The sequence below is a fragment of the Phocaeicola faecicola genome (genome assembly GCF_013618865.1).
Lineage (GTDB): Bacteria > Bacteroidota > Bacteroidia > Bacteroidales > Bacteroidaceae > Phocaeicola > Phocaeicola faecicola.
On sequence record NZ_JABSOE010000014.1, the window covers coordinates 17,173 to 35,841 of the forward strand.

Annotated in this window: 11 protein-coding genes and 2 tRNA genes; 10 read left to right on the forward strand and 3 right to left on the reverse strand. The window is 49.5% G+C overall.

Going from position 1 to position 18,669, the window contains the following annotated elements:
* Positions 1-196 precede the first annotated feature (196 nt).
* Complete coding sequence (locus H3001_RS05735) at positions 197-1,426, reverse strand: glycoside hydrolase family 88 protein (RefSeq protein WP_181214339.1); 1,230 nt, start codon at positions 1,424-1,426, stop codon at positions 197-199.
* 689 nt (positions 1,427-2,115) lie between these two features.
* Between H3001_RS05735 and H3001_RS05740 the strand changes: the two genes are divergently transcribed.
* Positions 2,116-3,627, forward strand: coding sequence for a sulfatase family protein (locus H3001_RS05740; protein ID WP_246368510.1), 1,512 nt, complete (start codon positions 2,116-2,118; stop codon positions 3,625-3,627).
* Positions 3,628-3,708: 81 nt separating this feature from the next.
* Positions 3,709-6,771, forward strand: coding sequence for a chondroitinase family polysaccharide lyase (locus H3001_RS05745; RefSeq protein WP_246368511.1), 3,063 nt, complete (start codon positions 3,709-3,711; stop codon positions 6,769-6,771).
* 364 nt (positions 6,772-7,135) lie between these two features.
* Here H3001_RS05745 and H3001_RS05750 read toward each other — a convergent pair.
* Together H3001_RS05750 and H3001_RS05755 are read right to left on the reverse strand one after the other, a co-directional pair.
* Positions 7,136-7,206, reverse strand: a tRNA-Gln gene (locus tag H3001_RS05750).
* Positions 7,207-7,225: 19 nt separating this feature from the next.
* A tRNA-Gln gene (locus tag H3001_RS05755) sits at positions 7,226-7,296 on the reverse strand.
* A 204-nt stretch (positions 7,297-7,500) separates the two neighbouring features.
* Here H3001_RS05755 and rsfS point away from each other — a divergent pair.
* From rsfS to H3001_RS05795, 8 genes are all read left to right on the forward strand, one after another.
* Positions 7,501-7,863: a ribosome silencing factor gene (gene rsfS, locus H3001_RS05760; RefSeq protein WP_181214341.1), complete on the forward strand. Its 363-nt coding sequence runs from the start codon at positions 7,501-7,503 to the stop codon at positions 7,861-7,863.
* Positions 7,864-7,934: 71 nt separating this feature from the next.
* On the forward strand, positions 7,935-9,968 hold the full coding sequence (gene ftsH, locus H3001_RS05765; protein ID WP_181214342.1) for an ATP-dependent zinc metalloprotease FtsH: 2,034 nt from the start codon (positions 7,935-7,937) through the stop codon (positions 9,966-9,968).
* An 81-nt stretch (positions 9,969-10,049) separates the two neighbouring features.
* Entirely contained in the window at positions 10,050-10,895 is an 846-nt protein-coding gene (locus tag H3001_RS05770; protein WP_181214343.1) for a phosphatidate cytidylyltransferase, read from the forward strand.
* A gap of 292 nt (positions 10,896-11,187) precedes the next feature.
* Entirely contained in the window at positions 11,188-13,836 is a 2,649-nt protein-coding gene (gene mgtA, locus H3001_RS05775; RefSeq protein ID WP_181214344.1) for a magnesium-translocating P-type ATPase, read from the forward strand.
* 3 nt (positions 13,837-13,839) lie between these two features.
* A complete protein-coding gene (locus H3001_RS05780; protein WP_181214345.1) occupies positions 13,840-14,895 on the forward strand; it encodes a hypothetical protein in 1,056 nt (351 codons plus the stop codon).
* A 286-nt stretch (positions 14,896-15,181) separates the two neighbouring features.
* On the forward strand, positions 15,182-16,282 hold the full coding sequence (locus H3001_RS05785; protein WP_181214346.1) for an efflux RND transporter periplasmic adaptor subunit: 1,101 nt from the start codon (positions 15,182-15,184) through the stop codon (positions 16,280-16,282).
* 10 nt (positions 16,283-16,292) lie between these two features.
* Complete coding sequence (locus tag H3001_RS05790; RefSeq protein WP_181214347.1) at positions 16,293-17,618, forward strand: TolC family protein; 1,326 nt, start codon at positions 16,293-16,295, stop codon at positions 17,616-17,618.
* A 191-nt stretch (positions 17,619-17,809) separates the two neighbouring features.
* The gene (locus H3001_RS05795) at positions 17,810-18,667 is read left to right on the forward strand and encodes an enoyl-ACP reductase FabI (protein WP_181214348.1); all 858 of its coding nucleotides are present in this window, start codon (positions 17,810-17,812) and stop codon (positions 18,665-18,667) included.
* Positions 18,668-18,669: the final 2 nt, after the last annotated feature.

Below are 18,669 nucleotides of genomic sequence, written 5' to 3' on the forward strand. Positions count from 1 at the left end.
GAGATGAAAGGCAGCAAGTAATGGAATGTCTGCGGAATCGGGTTGCAATAGCAGTGCAGGGAATAGGTAACAGATTGATCGTACAAGGGGATAAAAAAGCGAATCCCCCGGTTTACATCCCGTAAACCGGAGGATTCTTGCAGTTGGTTTTTATAAGTGATTGCGCAACCGGAATCCGGTTGCTGTTTTTATAGGTTTATTTCTTGTTTTCGATATCCATCTTACGCTTCAGCGCTTCCAGATAGTAGTAGTCTGCATAGTTCAGAGGCACGTCGATTTCGTTGTTGTGAGGAATACTTCCTACGCTGTGCATCAGGATAAAGCGTCCGTTTTCTCCCAGAGCAGCGGTGTAGTTGGGCGATGCCAGTGATTCCATGATCTTGTCGGCATATTCCTTGTAAGAAGCAGCATCCGGCAAGTTGTAAGTGCTGATTTCATACAGTGCAGAAGCGATGACTGCAGCCGAAGAAGCATCTCTCGGTTCGTTCGGAATGTTCGGTGCATCCATATCCCAGTAAGGAACCAGGTCGGCCGGCATTCTCTTGTGGTTCTTCATGAAGTTGAAGGTCTTCAGTGCCTGATCCAGGTACTTCTTGTCGCCGGTTTCACGATAACATACGCTGTATCCGTAGATAGCCCATCCCTGTCCGCGAGACCATGCTGATTCGTGTGCATATCCCTGAGCTGTGTGGCGGTTGCGTACGCTTCCGTTTTTCAGGCTGTAGTCGATTACGTGGTAGCAGCTTCCGTCTTCTCTGAAGTGTTCCTGCAGGGTTCTGTCGGCATGTGCTACGGCTACCTTATAATATGTAGAGTCGCCTGAGAGTTTGGTAGCTTCGAACAGGAGTTCCAGGTTCATCATGTTGTCGATGATAACCGGGCATTCCCAGCCTCTCTGTGACTGCCATCCCTTGTCTACGTTCCAGCTCTGGATGATACCGGCTTTTTCACGGAAACGTGTGCAGAGTGACTTCGCAGCTTCAATCATTACATCCTTGTAGGCTTCCTTGTGGCTCAGACGGAGACCGTTACCGTAGCTGCAGTTTACGATGAAACCGATATCGTGGTGCCATGTCAGAGTCTTGGCCGAATCCAGTGCTTCAGTATATTTCTGTGCCAGCGGAATCAGGGTAGAGTCGTTGGTCAGTTCATACAGATACCATACGTTGCCTGGGAAGAATCCGCTTCTCCAGTCTTCGTATCCGCAGTAGAATACCTTACCTTCCGGAGTCAGCGTAACCGGGTTCAGGATCTTTCCGCTTGCTTCAATTGTGTCGATTTCCAGACCAATCTGTTTTCTCGCGTTTTCAATAGCTTTTTCACTCCAAGTCTTTTCCACTTCCTGTGATTTCTGTGATGTGCAGCTGATAGCTCCGACAGCCATCAGTGACAGTGCACTGGTGCGAAGGATGTTTGCTAACTTCATAAATGATTCTTTTTATATATATGATTATGCTAAAATTATTTTCATGGCTTTCATAGTGTGCCGCGTGGCAGAATCGGATAATCGCTGAAGGATTATCAGCCTGAATTCTAGTTACAATATTAGGACTTTTTTATCAATTAAATATGTACATTTCATACGATTTTATATATAAAATTGTACATATGGATGATTTTTTCAACTGATTCGTATTTCTCCTCTCTTTCCGGGCGGAAAAGACGGGGAATTTTTGATTTTTCGTTCTCCGGGAATGCAAGTGTTTCATTGTTAACGGGAAATCTGTGAATGGAGGATTTTTGAGGCGGATGGACTATTTTGGATAAATAATGGAAGATTGGATACGGATATTTAAGGGATAATGATAATATTTGCAACTGAGATATCACTTGTTTGAAGTTCGATAGTAAATCATAAGCCTTATTGTTCGTTAATCTTAAATGGAAGTTCGTAGCTTGTAAATAAGAAGTACGGAAATATCGTTTGTGACTTTCTAAAATAATCGTTTTTATGTCAACATGGGAAGCCGGGTCTCCGTCAGGGGACAAAGGCTTGACGGCTTGGAGCTGATGTGATATTAGCTCTAAGCTGTTTGTAATTATTTGCTTTTAATTTATTGAAAACAATTTTAATCAATGGATATAATGAGACTTTCAGGTTATGTAATGGGAGGAATGGCCTTGCTGGGCGTTCCGGAATGTATGGCTTTGGAGGCTGCACCACAGGAGTTTCCGAATGTGATTTATGTATTTCCCGACCAGTTCCGCAATCAGGCACTGGCGTTCTGGGGGCAGGATGGGTTTAAGGAGCATGTCAACTGGGTGAACGACCCGGTACATACGCCGAATCTGGACCGGTTCGCGCGTGAGTCGGTGGTGCTGAGTTCGGCCATGAGCAACTGTCCGCTGAGCAGTCCGCACCGCGGAATGTTGCTTACGGGGATGTATCCTAACCGGAGCGGGGTGCCCTTGAACTGTAACTCTGAGCGTCCTATCAGTTCGCTGCGCGAGGATGCGGAGTGTATCAGCGACGTGTTCAGCCAGGCGGGATACGACTGTGCGTACTTCGGAAAACTGCATGCCGACTTCCCTACACCGAATGATCCGGAGAATCCGGGACATTATGTAGAGGACAGGGTGCCTGCCTGGGATGCGTATACACCGGCCGAGAGACGGCATGGATTCAATTATTGGTATTCGTACGGTACGTTCGACGTGCATAAGGACCCGCACTACTGGGATACGAATGGAAAGAAGCACGAGCCGAAGGAGTGGTCGCCGCTGCATGAGGCTGCGCAGGTGGTGAAGTACCTGAGAAACGAACAGGGGGAACGCGACGGAAAGAAGCCGTTTTTCATGATGGTGGGAATGAATCCGCCGCACAGTCCTTACCGTTCGCTGGAGGATTGCGAGGAGGAGGATTTCAACTTGTATAAGAATGTACCGCTGGAGAAACTGCTGGTGCGCCCGAATGCGGGACTGAAGATGGAGAAGGCGGAGTCGGCACGGTATTATTTTGCTTCGGTAACGGGTGTCGACCGGGCTTTCGGGCAGATTCTGGCGGCGCTGAAGGAACTGAACCTGGATAAGAATACGATTGTGATTTTTGCTTCCGACCATGGAGAGACCATGTGCAGTCAGTGGACGGACGATCCGAAGAATTCTCCGTATGCGGAGTCAATGAATATTCCGTTCCTGGTGCGTTATCCGGAGGTGCTGAAGCCGCGGGTGGACGACATGATGATGTCTACGCCGGATATCATGCCTACGGTACTGGGCTTGTGTGGACTGGAGGACCGGATTCCGCAGGAGGTGCAGGGCCGCAACCTGGCTCCGCTGTTCTTCAACGGAAACGTGCGGATGGTGCGTCCGGATGCGGCGCTGTATATCCAGAACCTGAACGGAGACAAGGATAAGGACGGTATGGTGAGAAGTTATTTCCCGTCGGCGAGGGGTATCAAGACCAAGGATTATACGCTGGCTATCTTCATCGACAAGAAGACGGGTAAGATAAAGAATACGATGCTGTATCACGATGCGGTGGATCCTTATCAGCTGAAGAACCTGCCGCTGGAGGAGAACCGTGAGGTGGTGGCTTCCCTGTGCAAGCGGATGGGAGCGATGCTGAAGGAGATAGATGATCCCTGGTACCGCGACCGGATTCTCTCGGACATGATTCCGTATTGATGGAGGCGGACAGAGGAGTGTGACAATATTAATTAAATGTATATCATGGGAAATTTAAGAAGATATATTTGTGGGGCCGGGATGCTGTGGATGGCTGCCGCATGGTGTCCGGCAAAGGCACAGGTGGTGAAGCACGAGCGTCTGCTCTCGTTTGAGGGAACGGAGGTACCGGCCGATTTTACTGCGGAAAACGGGGTGCTGGGCATCAATGACGAGCATTATAAGGATGGCAAGCATTGCCTGTCGTGGGAGTTTGAACCGGGGGCGGTGCTGTCGCTCAAGAGGGATTTGAAGTTTGAACGGAAGGATCCTACGGGAAAGGATACGTACCTGTCGGCATTTATCGTGTGGGTGTACAGTGAACAGGCGCACGACAAGCAGATTGAGTTTCAGTTCCTGAAGGACGGAAAGGTCTGTGCTTCTTTCCCGTTCGGCATTAACTTTACCGGATGGCGGGGGGCCTGGGTATGTTATGAAAGAGACATGCAGGGAACTCCCGAGGAGGGGATGAATGAGTTGAGAATCGTGGCTCCCGATGTCAAGGGAAAGCTGTTCTTCGACCATATGATTACCGGTGCCAAGGTGGATGCGCGCCAGCAGACGGCAGACGTGCAGGTGCCTTTTGTCAACAAGCTGACGAAGAGTCACTGGCTGATGATTTATCCGCATTCGCTGTGGAAGCCGGATATTGCGCTGGAGGCACTTACTCCGGCTTTGAAGCAGGATATTCAGCGGATGGAGAAGCGTTTCCTGGATATGCTGTACACGCCTTCGGTCTGCAAGCCGAAGGAGGTGGAGACCATCCGCAAGGAGTATGACCGCTACGGCATCGTGTATAAGAACGGAAAGGTGAGCGGAATGCCCATATTCATGGTGCGTCAGGCGGAGGCTTACGAGCGGCTGGTACCGGACTGGAACAAGGATATGTTCGTGAAACTGGGCATGGAGATGGCGCGTTACTTCGACCTGATGAAGCGCATTGCCTTTGCTTACCGGAATACGGATTCGGAGGAGGTACGGCAGGAAATGAAGGAGAAGTTCCTGGCGATGTACGATCATATTACGGATCAGGGAGTGGCTTATGGCAGCTGCTGGGGAAATATCCATCATTACGGATACAGCGTGCGCAGTCTGTATGTGTCTTATTTCCTGATGAAGGATGTGCTCCGGAATGCCGGAAAACTGGAGGAGGCGCAGCGTACGCTGCAGTGGTATGCCATTACGAATGAGGTGTATCCGAAGCCTACGGTGAACGGCATTGACATTGATACGTTTAATACGCAGACGCAGGGACGGATGGCGAGCATCCTGATCATGGAGGATTCGCCCGAGAAGTTGCAGTACCTGCGTTCTTTCTCGCGCTGGCTGGATTTCGGCTGTCGTCCTTCGGAGGGACTGGCGGGTTCGTTCAAGCGTGACGGGGCGGCTTTCCATCATTGCAACAACTATCCGGCGTATGCGGTAGGTGGACTGGAAGGGGCAACGAATATGATTTACCTGTTGAGCGGAACGGATTTCAGGGTATCGGAAGAGGCGCACCGGACGGTGAAGGAGGTGCTGCTGGCCATGCGTTTTTATTGCAATACGTGGCAGTGGCCGCTGTCGATGTCGGGCAGACACCCGAACGGTAAGGGACAGCTGATTCCGTCGCATTACGGTACGATGGCGGTGGCCGGAAGTCCGGACGGCAAGGAAAAATACGACAGGGAGATGGCGGAGGCTTATCTGAGACTGACTTCGTATGCGGCTACGCAGGATAAGAATGCGCCGGATTATCTGCCTAAGACTTCTCCGAAAAAGGAAAAGCAGTTGAGAGAGGAACTGACAAAGGCGGGTTACCGGGCTGAGACGGATCCGTCGGGCAACCTGGCGCTGGGATACGGTTGTGTATCGGTGCAGCGGAGAGACAACTGGTCGGCGGTGGTGAGAGGACACTCGCGTTATCTGTGGGCGGCCGAGCATTACCTGGATGCGAATTTCTACGGGCGTTATCTGGCGCACGGCAGCATGCAGATTCAGACTGGAAAACCGGGAGAGAAGGTGACGTTTGCTACGAGCGGGTGGCAGGAGGCTGGATTCGACTGGAACCGTATTCCGGGAGCGACGTCGATTCATTTGCCTTTCGATCAGTTGAGAGCCAAGGTGCTGAACGTGGATGCGTTCTCGGGAATGGAGGAAATGCTTTATTCGGACGAGGCGTTTGCGGGCGGCTTGTCGCACCGGGGTGAGAACGGTAACTTCGGTATGAAGCTGCACGATCATGATAAGTACAACGGTTCGATGCGGGCACGGAAGTCGTACCATTTCCTGGGAGATGTGATTGTCTGCCTGGGTACGGGCATCGAGAATGAGAACCGGGAGTATCCGACGGAGACAACGGTCTTCCAGTTGGCGCCCAATTCTCCGGAACGGGTGGATTTCTGGAACAATCGGAGTGGGTTCGAGGTAATGGCGGACCGGGCGTACCTGGATCCGAACGGAGTGGGATACTGCCTGTCGAAGGCTTCGGCGGGAATTGCCCGTTTCGAAAAGAATTTCCCGCAGGTGACTGTGGGTGAGCGCAGTACGAAGCCGACTCAGGGGGACTGGGTTTCGCTGGTGCTGGCGCACGGCAAGGCTCCGAAGGGAGGAGAGTATGAATATGCGGTGTTGCCGCGGACTACGGCGAAGGAGCTGAAGGCGTTTGTGCGGAAGCCGGCTTACCGGGTGTTGCGGAAGGATCAGTCGGCGCATGTGGTGGCCGATCCGGAACAGGGGCTGACTTCGTATGTGTTGTTCGAGGGCGGAGTGGAACTGCCGGAACGCGGGCCGGTGGCGAAGGCGGATACGTCTTGCCTGGTCATGACGCAGGCAGAGGGCAAGATGCTTCGGGTGACGGTGGCACAGCCTGACCTGGCCTTGTATCGCGGTCCGAGTGATGAGGCTTTCGACGAGAACGGCAAGCGGATCGAGCGGAGTATTTATTCGCGTCCGTGGAAGTTCGACAAGAGTCTGGAGATTCCGGTACGGATTACCTTGAAAGGAAAGTGGGCGTTGAAGGAAACACCGTTCTGCAAGGTGGTTGAGGCTGGAAAGAAGGAGACTGTGCTGGAGTTTGTGTGCAAGGATGCCGCCAGCTTTGAAGTGGAGCTGACCAAGATGTAACTATTGTTGGGTATATATTGTGTGAGAAAAACGGGTACCGGAAGGGGATTTCCTCAGACGGTTACCCGTTTTTTGATGGATATAGTTGGGAAGAGGAAAGGAAGTATAGGTGATTTTCTACCTGCGGGGCGGGGTTGTACAACCCGGATGGGGAGGTTGTGCAACTTCCGTACGCGGGTTGGACGACCTTCGTATGGAGGTTGGATTATATATAAACAGGAGGAAAGGAGAGTTTCTTTGTGGAAAAGGATTTTTTCTGATGTATTTCTGCTTTATTTTATCCGGAAAGATTCATATAGCGTATCTTGAAGCGTATTTCCGGCGGATATATACGAAAAAAGGAGAGTAAAAACTCTCCTTATCGTTGGGCTACCTGGATTCGAACCAAGAAAAACAGGACCAGAATCTGTTGTGTTACCATTACACCATAGCCCAGAATGTCATTTCAATTTTGTTGGGCTACCTGGATTCGAACCAAGAAAAACAGGACCAGAATCTGTTGTGTTACCATTACACCATAGCCCAGAATGTCATTGTCGACGCTTCGTTTTTGTTTCGACGGTGCAAAGGTACAGCTTTTTTCAAAACCTACAATCTTTTCCCGATATTTTTTTAAAAAAAATGATTAAAAAAATAATTATGGTTACTTTTTTTCGTGATGTACAGAAAAGCAAGTATATTTGCGAGATAGTAAAAGTAGAAAATTTAGCGTAATTAAAAAAACTATAAATGAGCAACAAGACAGAAATTTTAGTACAAAAAATCACAGAAGGAATTCAGGAAAAGAAGGGAAAGAAAATCACAGTTGTAGATTTAACTGAGATTCATGATACGATATGCAAGTATTTTGTAATTTGCCAGGGTAATTCTCCCAGCCAGGTGCTGGCCATTGTCGACTCGGTCAAGGAATATGTCCGCAAGGAGACAGGTGAAAAGGCTTTGGGAGCCGACGGTATGCGTAATGCACAGTGGGTGGTACTGGATTATGCAGACGTGCTGGTTCATATTTTCCTTCCGGAAGCTCGCGAGCATTATCAGCTGGAACATTTGTGGGCTGACGCGAAGTTGACTGAAATCCCTGATTTGGATTGAGAGTGTGGAGGCGGAAGACGCTTTTGGAAAGCGGGGTCCGCGAGTATTGTAATTAATAGCAATGAATAGTGATGAGTAATAATATGAATGATAATAAGCCCAAGATTAATATTCCCCGCCCGAACTTGAGCTGGCTGTACGTGCTGATTGCCGTATTTTTCCTTTTTCTTTATATCTCCAGCGATGAGGGAGGCGTGGTAAAGCAGGTTTCCTATACGGAATTTAAAGAAATTGTGAACAAGGGATATGCCGACAAGATTGTGGCATATGACGATAATACGGCTGAGGTGTTTATTAAGCCGGACCATGTGGTGGATGTATTCAAGAACGATGCGAAGCGGGCTGGAAAGAGCCCGGCGGTGAATGTACAGGTGGGCTCGATGGAGGCGCTTGACAAGTTCCTGGAGAAGGAACAGGAGGCAGGACACTTTACCGGTGAGGTGAGTTATGAGAAGCATACGGATTATTTCAGTATCATTTTCTGGAATGTCGCTCCTTTCCTGCTGTTGTTCGGAGTCTTTATGCTGATCATGCGGCGCGTAGGCGGGGGCGGTACTCCCGGTGGTGCGGGCAATGTGTTCAGTGTAGGCAAGAGCAAGGCGCAGTTGTTTGAAAAGGGTTCCAACCGCATTACGTTTAAGGATGTGGCCGGACAGGCTGCGGCCAAGCAGGAGGTGCAGGAAATCGTGGAGTTCCTGAAGCAGCCTCAGAAGTATACCGAACTGGGAGGTAAGATTCCTAAGGGTGCCTTGCTGGTAGGTCCTCCGGGAACGGGTAAGACGTTGCTGGCAAAGGCGGTAGCCGGAGAGGCGGAGGTTCCGTTCTTCTCGATTTCGGGATCGGACTTTGTGGAAATGTTTGTCGGAGTGGGTGCTTCGCGTGTGCGCGACCTGTTCCGTCAGGCAAAGGAAAAGTCGCCGTGTATCATTTTTATCGATGAGATTGATGCGGTAGGACGGGCTCGTGGCAAGAACCCGAGTATGGGTGGAAATGACGAGCGCGAGAATACCTTGAACCAGTTGCTGACGGAAATGGACGGATTCGGTTCCAACAGTGGGGTGATTATCCTGGCGGCAACCAACCGTGTGGATATTCTGGACAAGGCGTTGCTGAGAGCGGGTCGTTTCGACCGTCAGATATATGTGGACCTTCCGGACCTGAACGAGCGTAAGGAGGTGTTCGGGGTGCATTTGCGTCCGTTGAAACTGGATGATACGGTGGATGTGGACTTGCTGGCACGTCAGACTCCGGGATTCAGTGGGGCGGATATTGCCAATGTATGTAACGAGGCGGCTCTGATTGCTGCGCGCCATTCGAAGAATGCGGTGGGCAAGCAGGACTTCCTGGATGCGATCGACCGTATTGTGGGTGGTCTGGAGAAGAAGACGAAGGTGATGACGGCTGCCGAGAAGCGTACGATTGCGCTGCACGAGGCGGGTCATGCCACTATTTCGTGGTTCCTGGAACATGCCAATCCGTTGATTAAGGTGACAATCGTGCCTCGCGGACGGGCGTTGGGGGCTGCATGGTATTTGCCGGAAGAGCGTCAGATTACGACGAAGGAGCAGATGCTCGATGAGATGTGTGCGACACTGGGTGGACGTGCGGCCGAAGAGGTGATGCTGGGGCATATCTCTACGGGAGCGATGAACGATTTGGAGCGGGTAACCAAGCAGGCTTACGGAATGGTGGCCTATGCGGGTATGAGCGACAAGTTGCCGAACCTGTGTTATTACAATAATGAGGAATACAGTTTCAGTAAGCCTTACAGTGAACATACGGCCGAGCTGATTGACCAGGAGGTGAAACAGATGGTGAATGAGCAGTATGAGAGAGCCAAGAACCTGTTGCTCAAGCATAAGGAAGGTCATAATCAATTGGCACAGCTGCTGATTGAGCGTGAGGTGATTTTCGCGGAAGACGTGGCACGTATCTTCGGTGAACGTCCGTGGACATCGCGTACGGAGGAGATTATGGCTATCGAGGAACAGGAGAAGAAGGCGCAGCAGGAGGATACTGAAGCTCGTCAGGAGGAACCGAAAGGGTTGCCTGAAACGGGAGAGAAGTCTTCGGAGACTGAACAGGAAAATAAGGCTGAAGCATAACCGGATACCCCGGATTTCGGATACTTTTCCGGATGGGAAAAGTGGAGGAATCCGGGGTGTCTTATATAATTTATAGGAAGTATGAAGAGTAATTTTATCCAACGTGCGATTACAGGAGTGATCTTTGTGGGTGTGCTGGTAGGGGCTATCATGGGCGGACCGGTGACGTTTACCCTTTTGTTTGCCTTGATTACGGCATTGACCATTTATGAGTTTGGAACGATTGTCAACCGGCATGTGCCGGATGTGCAGATCAACCGGCTGATCTCTGTATTGGCGGGAGTCTTTCTGTTCCTTTGCTTCGGCTATGTGGGACTGATTCCGGGAAAGGAGGAGGTGTTTGTTCCGTATCTGTTCCTGATGTTGTATCTGATGATCAGTGAATTGTACCGGAAGCAGAAGAATCCGATTCACAACTGGGCTTATACGATGATGAGCCAGATGTATATTGCGTTGTCTTTTTCGATGTTGAATGTGCTGGCTTATCATAATGCGGGGGCTGAGAGTGTGTCGCAGTATAATCCGATTTTGCCGTTGTCGATTTTTATCTTCAACTGGGTGAATGATTCGGGGGCTTATTGTGTGGGATCGCTCTTGGGTAAGCACCGGTTGTTTGAGCGTATTTCTCCTAAAAAATCCTGGGAGGGTTCTATCGGCGGAGCGTGCTTCTCGGTGGTAGCTGCGGTGGTGCTGGCTCATTTCTTCTCTTTCCTGAGTCTGGGTGAATGGATCGGACTGGCGCTGGTGGTAGTGGTATTCGGTACGTTGGGCGACCTGACCGAGTCGTTGCTGAAGCGTACGGTACAGATTAAGGATTCGGGAAATATCCTGCCGGGACACGGGGGGATGCTCGACCGTTTTGACAGTACATTGATGGCGGTACCGGCTGCGGTATTGTATTTGTATGTGGTGTCTATGCTGAACTGAGTGTAAGGGTTGATTTCTGCCTTCGGACTGGGGGCAGGAGGAGTATGATAGGAGTCTCAGGCCGGTCAGTCGGAAATCCCGACCGACCGGCCTGAGCTATGTTTACAGGGGCAGATACGGAAGGTATGCTGCTCCTTTTTATTTGTAATCAGTTGTTTGTCAGTATGGTATGTCGTTTCTAATAGTTTTCTAATACGCTTCTAATAGTTTTCTAACAGCCTCCCGGAAAAATGCTTCTTACTTTTGCGGCGTGAAAATCAACTAGGGTAGTAATTTGTAAATGTGAAGGACTATGTGGAAGAAGAAAACACGAAAGACTCAGTTTGCTTTTAATGCTGAAAAGGTATTTCTGGCTGCGGCACAACCGCTGGATACTGTTTGGGGATATTTTCAGACAACCCGTTCGGGGCTGACTGGTGAGGAGATAGAGAACAGGCAGGAAGTGTATGGGAAGAATGAGGTGGAGCATGAGAAAAAGAAAAACCCGGTTTCGGCTTTCATAAAGGCTTTTATCAATCCGTTTATCGGGGTACTGACCGGACTGGTTGTCATTTCGTTTGTGCTGGATGTGCTGCTGGCGGAACCCGGAGAGCAGGATTGGACGGCAATCGTGATTATCTCGACAATGGTGATTGTGAGTACGATTCTTCGTTTCTGTCAGGAGTGGAAGGCGAATGTGTCGAGCGAGGCGCTGCTGAAAATGGTGACAAATACTTGTTACGTGAGACGGGCGGGTGAGCAGGATGAGGAAATCAGCATTGCGGAACTGGTTCCGGGGGATGTGGTGATGATTGCTGCGGGAGACATGATTCCGGCGGATATCCGTATCATTGAGGCAAAGGACTTGTTTGTCAGTCAGTCTTCGTTGACGGGAGAGTCGGACCCGATTGAGAAATGTGCGGAGAATAAGGAGAATAAATATAGCAAGGGCAGTGTGGTGGAACTGGACAACATTTGTTTCATGGGATCGAATGTGGTGAGTGGTTCGGCTACCGGAATTGTCTTTGGTACGGGAAACAATACGTATCTGGGTACGATTGCGAAGAGCATTGCGGGACACCGGGCAGCTACGGCTTTCGACCGGGGTATCAGTAAGGTGAGCTTCCTGCTGATTCGTTTCATGCTGGTAATGATTCCTTTTGTGTTCCTGGTAAACGGACTGACGAAGGGCGACTGGCTGGAAGCGTTTATCTTTGCGGTTTCGGTGGCTGTGGGACTGACTCCGGAGATGCTGCCGATGATTGTGACTGCCAATCTGTCGAAGGGGGCAGTGGCGATGTCGAAGAAAAAGACGATTGTGAAGGACCTGAATGCAATCCAGAATTTCGGGGCGATGAATATTCTTTGTACCGATAAGACGGGTACGCTGACTTGCGACCAGATTGTGCTGGAGAAGTATATCAATGCGGATGGCAGCAGGGATGTGGAGAAGCGTATTCTGCGTCATGCTTATTTCAACAGTTTTTTCCAGACGGGACTGAAGAATCTGATGGATAAGGCGATTTTGTCGCACGTGAAGGAACTGGATATGGAGCATCTGAAGGACAATTACCGGAAGGTGGATGAGATTCCGTTCGATTTTACGCGTCGCCGGATGTCGGTGGTGGTGGAAGACAGACAGGGAAAGCGTCAGATTATCACTAAGGGAGCGGTAGAAGAGATGCTGGAGATTTGTTCGCATGCGGAGTTTAGGGGTGAGGTGCGTCCGTTCTCGGAGGAACTGAAGAAGAATGCCAAGAGCATCAGTGAGCAGATGAACAAGCTGGGTATGCGGGTACTGGCCGTGGCACAGAAGAGTTACCTGGACAAGGAATGTGACTTTAGTGTGAAGGATGAGAATGACATGGTGCTGATCGGGTATCTGGCTTTCCTCGATCCTCCCAAACCGTCGGCTGCCAGTGCCATCCGGCAGTTGCATGAGCACGGCGTAGAGGTGAAGATTCTGTCGGGCGACAACGATGCGGTGGTAAGAACCATTGCACGTCAGGTGGGTATTGATACGACGAATACGCTGACCGGTGTGGACTTTGCTGCCTTGAGTGAGGAGCAGCAGCTGGTGGCAGTGCGCGAGACAACGGTATTCTCCAAACTGACTCCCATCCAGAAGACGCAGATCATTGCTTTGCTGCAGGAACAGCAGAATACGGTGGGATTCCTGGGAGATGGTATTAATGATGCGGCAGCGCTGAGGCAGTCGGATATCGGTATCTCGGTGGATTCGGCTGTGGATATCGCGAAGGAGAGTGCGGACATTATTCTGCTCGAAAAGGACCTGATGGTACTGGAAGACGGGGTACTGGAAGGCAGAAAGACGTTCGGAAATATTACGAAGTATATCAAGATGACGGCAAGCTCGAACTTTGGAAATATGTTCAGTGTAATGGCGGCCAGTGCGTTCTTGCCTTTCTTGCCGATGCTGCCGATTCATCTGCTGATACAGAATCTGTTGTATGATGTGTCACAGACTACCATCCCGTTCGACCGGATGGATGCGGATTACCTGAAAAAGCCTCGCAAGTGGGATGCTTCCGACTTGAGCCGGTTCATGATTTTCATCGGCCCTATCAGTTCGGTATTTGACATTGTGACTTATCTGGTAATGTGGTATGTGTTCGACTGCCAGTCGGTGGATCATCAGACTCTGTTCCAGTCGGGATGGTTCATCGAGGGACTGCTGTCACAGACGCTGATTGTGCATATGATCCGTACGCGGAAGATTCCGTTCTTCCAGAGCCGGGCTTCCTGGCAGGTGACGGGACTGACCTTGCTGATCATGGCTGTAGGTATTGTGATTCCGTTTACGCCTTTCGGCAGTTCAATTGGTCTGTCGGCATTGCCGCTGAGTTATTTCCCGTGGCTGGCAGGTATTCTGCTGTCGTATTGTGTACTGACACAGGTGATTAAGAACTGGTATATCAAACGTTTCGTAAAATGGTTGTAAGAGATGAGGGTAGGATTGAGGACATGTTGCCTGATGGCAGTGGCTGTGACGGGCAGCCACTGCCTGATGGCTCAGCATGTGGGATTGACGTATACTGCTGAAATGCAGACGGATTTCAGAGAAAATGGTTACAATTGGGTAAATCTGCTGCGCGCCGAGGGTGCGTGGAACTTAGGAAAGGGAGTTGGTTTTCATGTGGCTTCCATCAGTATTGCCAAGACGCGGGAGGAGCGGCTGGCGAATGACTTGCAGACTTTTTCGAATATTGAGGAGGACAACTTGCCGTTGTCGCTGGCGGTGCTGGGAGTAGAGTGGAAGGTGGGCAGGTCGGTCTTCTTCGGGGGAATCAGGAATGTGAATGAGGATTATTTCACGTCGCCAGTGACTTCGTTGTTTACGAACAGTTCGTGTGGCATCTTTCCTACGTTGTCGGTGAATTTTCCATTGGCCAATTATCCGATGTCGTCGGTGTGTGTGGATTATAAACTGGAACTGGATAAGTGGATGTGGGAGACTTCTGTCTACAACGGTGTGGGATATAAGGCCTGGAGCGGAAGAGAGAATATGTTCCGGTTTTGTCCGGGAGAAGATGGAATAATGGGTGTAACATCTGTAAATTATCAGAGTAACAGTGGCAATGGTTATTATATGGGGGCTGCTTTACGTTACGGGCTGCCTGTGGTTGATGAGATGGGAAATCCGGAACTGGAAGGGAAGACGGTGGAGAAGGAAGTGAAAGCGGTGGTCTGGGGATATACCGAACAGAAGTTGGGCAACCGTGTGTCTCTTTTGTGTCAGGGGTCTGTGGCTCCGTCGCGCGACTGGGGATGCCGGAGTTATGCCGGAGGCGGACTGGTGTTTCACGGAAACAACGACCGGTGGACCGGAGGTGTGTTTGTGGATTATGCGGATTTTACGGACGCGTATGAATGGGCCGGGGAACTGACTTGCCGGATTCCTTGTCTGAAGAAAGGGTATGTTCAGCCGACTTTACACGTTATTGTGAACAGTCGGGAGAGGAATCTTATCGGATTGTTGAGACTGGGGTATGAAATCTAGCAAAGGGGAGAAGGGATCTGTAAGGTGAAAAACGGTATTTCTCGGATGAGGCTGATGATTGGGGAGCAAATGAAAAGGTCATGGAAACAAAGAAAAATCAATCTCTTTTTTTAGTTTTTGGAAAGAAGGCTTGCATATCTCGATTATTTTAATCAATATTGTGAGCAGTTTTTGCAGAAAATAAAAGGAATGTATAAAAAAGAGATATTGGGATAGAACCGTTTGCAAGTCATCCGGTTAGGGTGTATGGAAACAGGCTTCCGAATGTTTTTAAATGTTTGTATCTATGAGAAAGTATGTGAAAATAGCAGTGCTGGTACTGGTGGCACTGATATTTGTGGGCACCTTTGTTTTTTTGTATCAAAAATCTCAGCCTCAGGATACCGTGTATCACATATTGCCTGTGGAGCGGACCGATGTGGTGCAGGCTACGGTAGCTACCGGAAAGATTGAGCCGAGGGATGAGGTGCAGATCAAGCCTCAGATTTCGGGAATCATTGCGGAGGTATATAAGGAAGCCGGTCAGCAGGTGAGCAAGGGAGAGGTGATTGCAAAGGTGAAGGTGATTCCGGAACTGGGACAGTTGAATGCAGCGGAAAGCCGGGTTCGTCTGGCGGAAATGAACGGACGGCAGGCGGAAATCGACCTGGAGCGAATGGAGAAGCTGTATCAGGATAAGCTGGTGAGCAATGAGGAGTATGAAAAGACGTTGCTTGCAGCCCGTCAGGCACGTGAGGAGATTCAGGCTGCAAAGGACAACCTGGAAATTGTCAAGGAGGGAATTACCAAGAACAGCGCTTCTTTCAGTAGTACGCTGATCCGTTCTACCATAACCGGACTGATACTGGATGTGCCGGTAAAGGTGGGAAATTCGGTAATCATGAGTAATACGTTCAACGACGGAACCACCATTGCGACGGTGGCGGATATGGGCGACCTGATTTTCCGGGGAAATGTCGATGAGACGGAAGTGGGAAGAATCAAGGAGGGTATTCCGGTGAAAATCAAGCTGGGAGCCTTACAGAATATGACGTTCGATGCGGTACTGGAGTATATTTCTCCGAAAAGCGTGGAGAACAACGGAGCCAATCAGTTTGAAATCAAGGCGGCTATTACGGTTCCCGACAGTGTGACCATACGTTCGGGATACAGTGCCAATGCGGAAATGGAGCTGCAGCGGGCAGAACAGGTACTGGCTATTCCTGAGAGCGCGGTGGAATTCAGAGGGGATACGGTATATACTTATGTACTGACAGACAGTGTCCCGGTGCAGAAGTTTGAACGCCGCAGGATACAGACCGGAGTGAGTGATGGAATTCACATTGAGGTAAAGGAAGGCCTTTCGGCTGCCGACCGGGTGCGTGGATTGAAGATGGAAGGATTATAATGAAAAAGGTATGAGAAAACTGCAAGTTCTTGGAGTGTTATCCTTGCTTTGTGCCTCTCCGTTTCAGGCACAGGAAGTATGGGATCTGAAGCGTTGCATCGATTATGCGATTGAACACAATCTGACGGTCAAGCAGCAGGAGGTAGCGAGAGATAAGAGTGAGGTGGATTTGAGTACCTCCAAAAACAGCCGGCTGCCGGATTTGAATGGTAGTTTTTCCCATTCTTTCAACTTCGGAAGAAGTATTCAGGCAGATAATACGTATAGTAGTATCAATACACAGAATACAGGGTTTAACCTGTCGACCAGTGTCCCGCTTTTTACGGGAATGCAGCTTACGCACAACATCGCACTTTCTAAGTTGAACCTGAGTGCGGCCATTGAGGATCTGAATAAGGCAAAAGAAGATATCAGCATTCAGGTTGCCTCCTCGTATCTTCAGGTACTGTTCAACCAGGAACTGATGGAGGTGGCTCATCGTCAGGTTGATTTGAGTCAGGAGATAAAGGCGCAGAAAGAGGCGTTCTATAAAGCCGGAAAGGCTTCGCGTGCCGAATGGTATGAAGCGCGTTCCCGGGTGGCTCAGGATGAGCTTTCGGCGGTTCAGGCAGACAACAACTATAAGTTGGCTTTGCTCGACCTTTCGCAGTTGCTGGAACTTCCTTCGCCGGATGGTTTTGCGATATTGTCACCGAAGGTGGATACGGTACAGAGTCAGAGCATGGCAATGTCTCCTGCCGATATCTATACCGATGCGTTACTGATCAAACCGTCGATCAAGGCTGCACAGTACCGGGTACAGGGAGCGCAGAAGAGTATCCGTATCGCCCAGAGTGCTTATTATCCGAAACTGAGTCTGGGGGCCGGACTGAGTACCAATTTTTATAATGTGTCGGGACGGGAAAACGGCAACTTCGGGTCACAGCTTCGTGATAACTTCAGTCAGTACATCGGATTTTCGCTGAATATTCCGATATTCAACCGCCTGTCTACACGGAACCAGGTGAGAAGTGCACGACTTCAGCATACTACGCTGAGTTGGCAACTGGAGGAAAGTAAGAAGACTTTGTATAAGGAAATACAGCAGGCTTATTATAATGCCCAGAATGCCAGTGCCAAGTACCGGAGCAGCCGGGTGGCCGATGAGGCTGCGGAAGAGTCTTTCGCACTGATCAAGGAAAAGTATCTGAACGGAAAGGCTACGGCCACTGAATATAACGAATCGAGAACGGCATGGATGAAGGCGGTTTCCGACCGTATTCAGGCTAAATATGATTATTTGTTCCGGGTGAAGATACTCGATTTTTACCGGGGCATTCCGCTGGAATTAGAGTAACTGATCGGAGGAAACCGATAACCCGCAGTGGCAACTTCTGTATATGAAGCATCTGGCAAGTTCTTCATATACAGAAGTTTTTTTATGCGGATTTTACAGATTACCCCCGATATCTTATGTTTTTAATCAAAAAAAAGCAAATTTATAACAGAAAAGTTTGTATCTTTGCCCCAAATTTATAATTAAAAGGTATGAGTTATAATTTACTTAAAGGAAAAAGAGGTATTATCTTTGGTGCTTTGAATGAACAGTCTATCGCTTGGAAAGTAGCAGAAAAGGCTGTAGAAGAAGGAGCTGTCATTACTTTGTCTAATACTCCGGTTGCAGTCCGTATGGGTGAAGTTTCAGCTTTGGCAGAAAAATTGAACTGTGAAGTGATTCCGGCTGATGCTACTTGTGTAGCTGATCTTGAAAATGTATTCAAGCGCTCAATGGAAGTACTTGGGGGTAAAATCGACTTTGTACTGCACTCTATCGGTATGTCACCGAACGTACGTAAGAAACGTACTTATGATGACTTGGATTATGATATGCTGAGCAAAACATTGGATATTTCTGCAGTATCATTCCACAAGATGATTCAGGCAGCAAAAAAACTGGATGCCATCAATGAATACGGTTCTATCGTAGCATTGAGCTATGTGGCAGCACAGCGTACATTCTACGGATATAATGATATGGCAGACGCCAAAGCATTGCTGGAATCAATCGCACGCAGCTTCGGATACATCTATGGCCGTGAGCACCATGTGCGTATCAATACCATTTCTCAGTCGCCGACCATGACAACTGCCGGATCGGGAGTGAAGGGTATGGATAAACTGTTCGATTTCGCAAACCGTATGTCTCCTCTGGGCAATGCTTCGGCTGATGAGTGTGCAGACTACTGTATCGTGATGTTCTCTGATCTCACCCGTAAGGTGACTATGCAGAACCTCTTCCACGACGGCGGATTCTCTAGCGTGGGTATGAGTTTGCGTGCCATGGCTACTTATGAAAAGGGTCTGGACGAATATAAGGACGAAAACGGTAACATTATCTACGGATAATA

Coding starts and splice junctions, on each gene's coding strand:
- H3001_RS05740 (WP_246368510.1), top strand. CDS start 2,116: ATGGCCTTGCTGGGCGTTCCGGAATGTATGGCTTTGGAGGCTGCACCA.
- H3001_RS05780 (WP_181214345.1), top strand. CDS start 13,840: ATGAGGGTAGGATTGAGGACATGTTGCCTGATGGCAGTGGCTGTGACG.
- H3001_RS05795 (WP_181214348.1), top strand. CDS start 17,810: ATGAGTTATAATTTACTTAAAGGAAAAAGAGGTATTATCTTTGGTGCT.
- H3001_RS05745 (WP_246368511.1), top strand. CDS start 3,709: ATGCTGTGGATGGCTGCCGCATGGTGTCCGGCAAAGGCACAGGTGGTG.
- H3001_RS05785 (WP_181214346.1), top strand. CDS start 15,182: ATGAGAAAGTATGTGAAAATAGCAGTGCTGGTACTGGTGGCACTGATA.
- rsfS (WP_181214341.1), top strand. CDS start 7,501: ATGAGCAACAAGACAGAAATTTTAGTACAAAAAATCACAGAAGGAATT.
- H3001_RS05735 (WP_181214339.1), bottom strand. CDS start 1,426: ATGAAGTTAGCAAACATCCTTCGCACCAGTGCACTGTCACTGATGGCT.
- H3001_RS05790 (WP_181214347.1), top strand. CDS start 16,293: ATGAGAAAACTGCAAGTTCTTGGAGTGTTATCCTTGCTTTGTGCCTCT.
- H3001_RS05770 (WP_181214343.1), top strand. CDS start 10,050: ATGAAGAGTAATTTTATCCAACGTGCGATTACAGGAGTGATCTTTGTG.
- ftsH (WP_181214342.1), top strand. CDS start 7,935: ATGAGTAATAATATGAATGATAATAAGCCCAAGATTAATATTCCCCGC.
- mgtA (WP_181214344.1), top strand. CDS start 11,188: ATGTGGAAGAAGAAAACACGAAAGACTCAGTTTGCTTTTAATGCTGAA.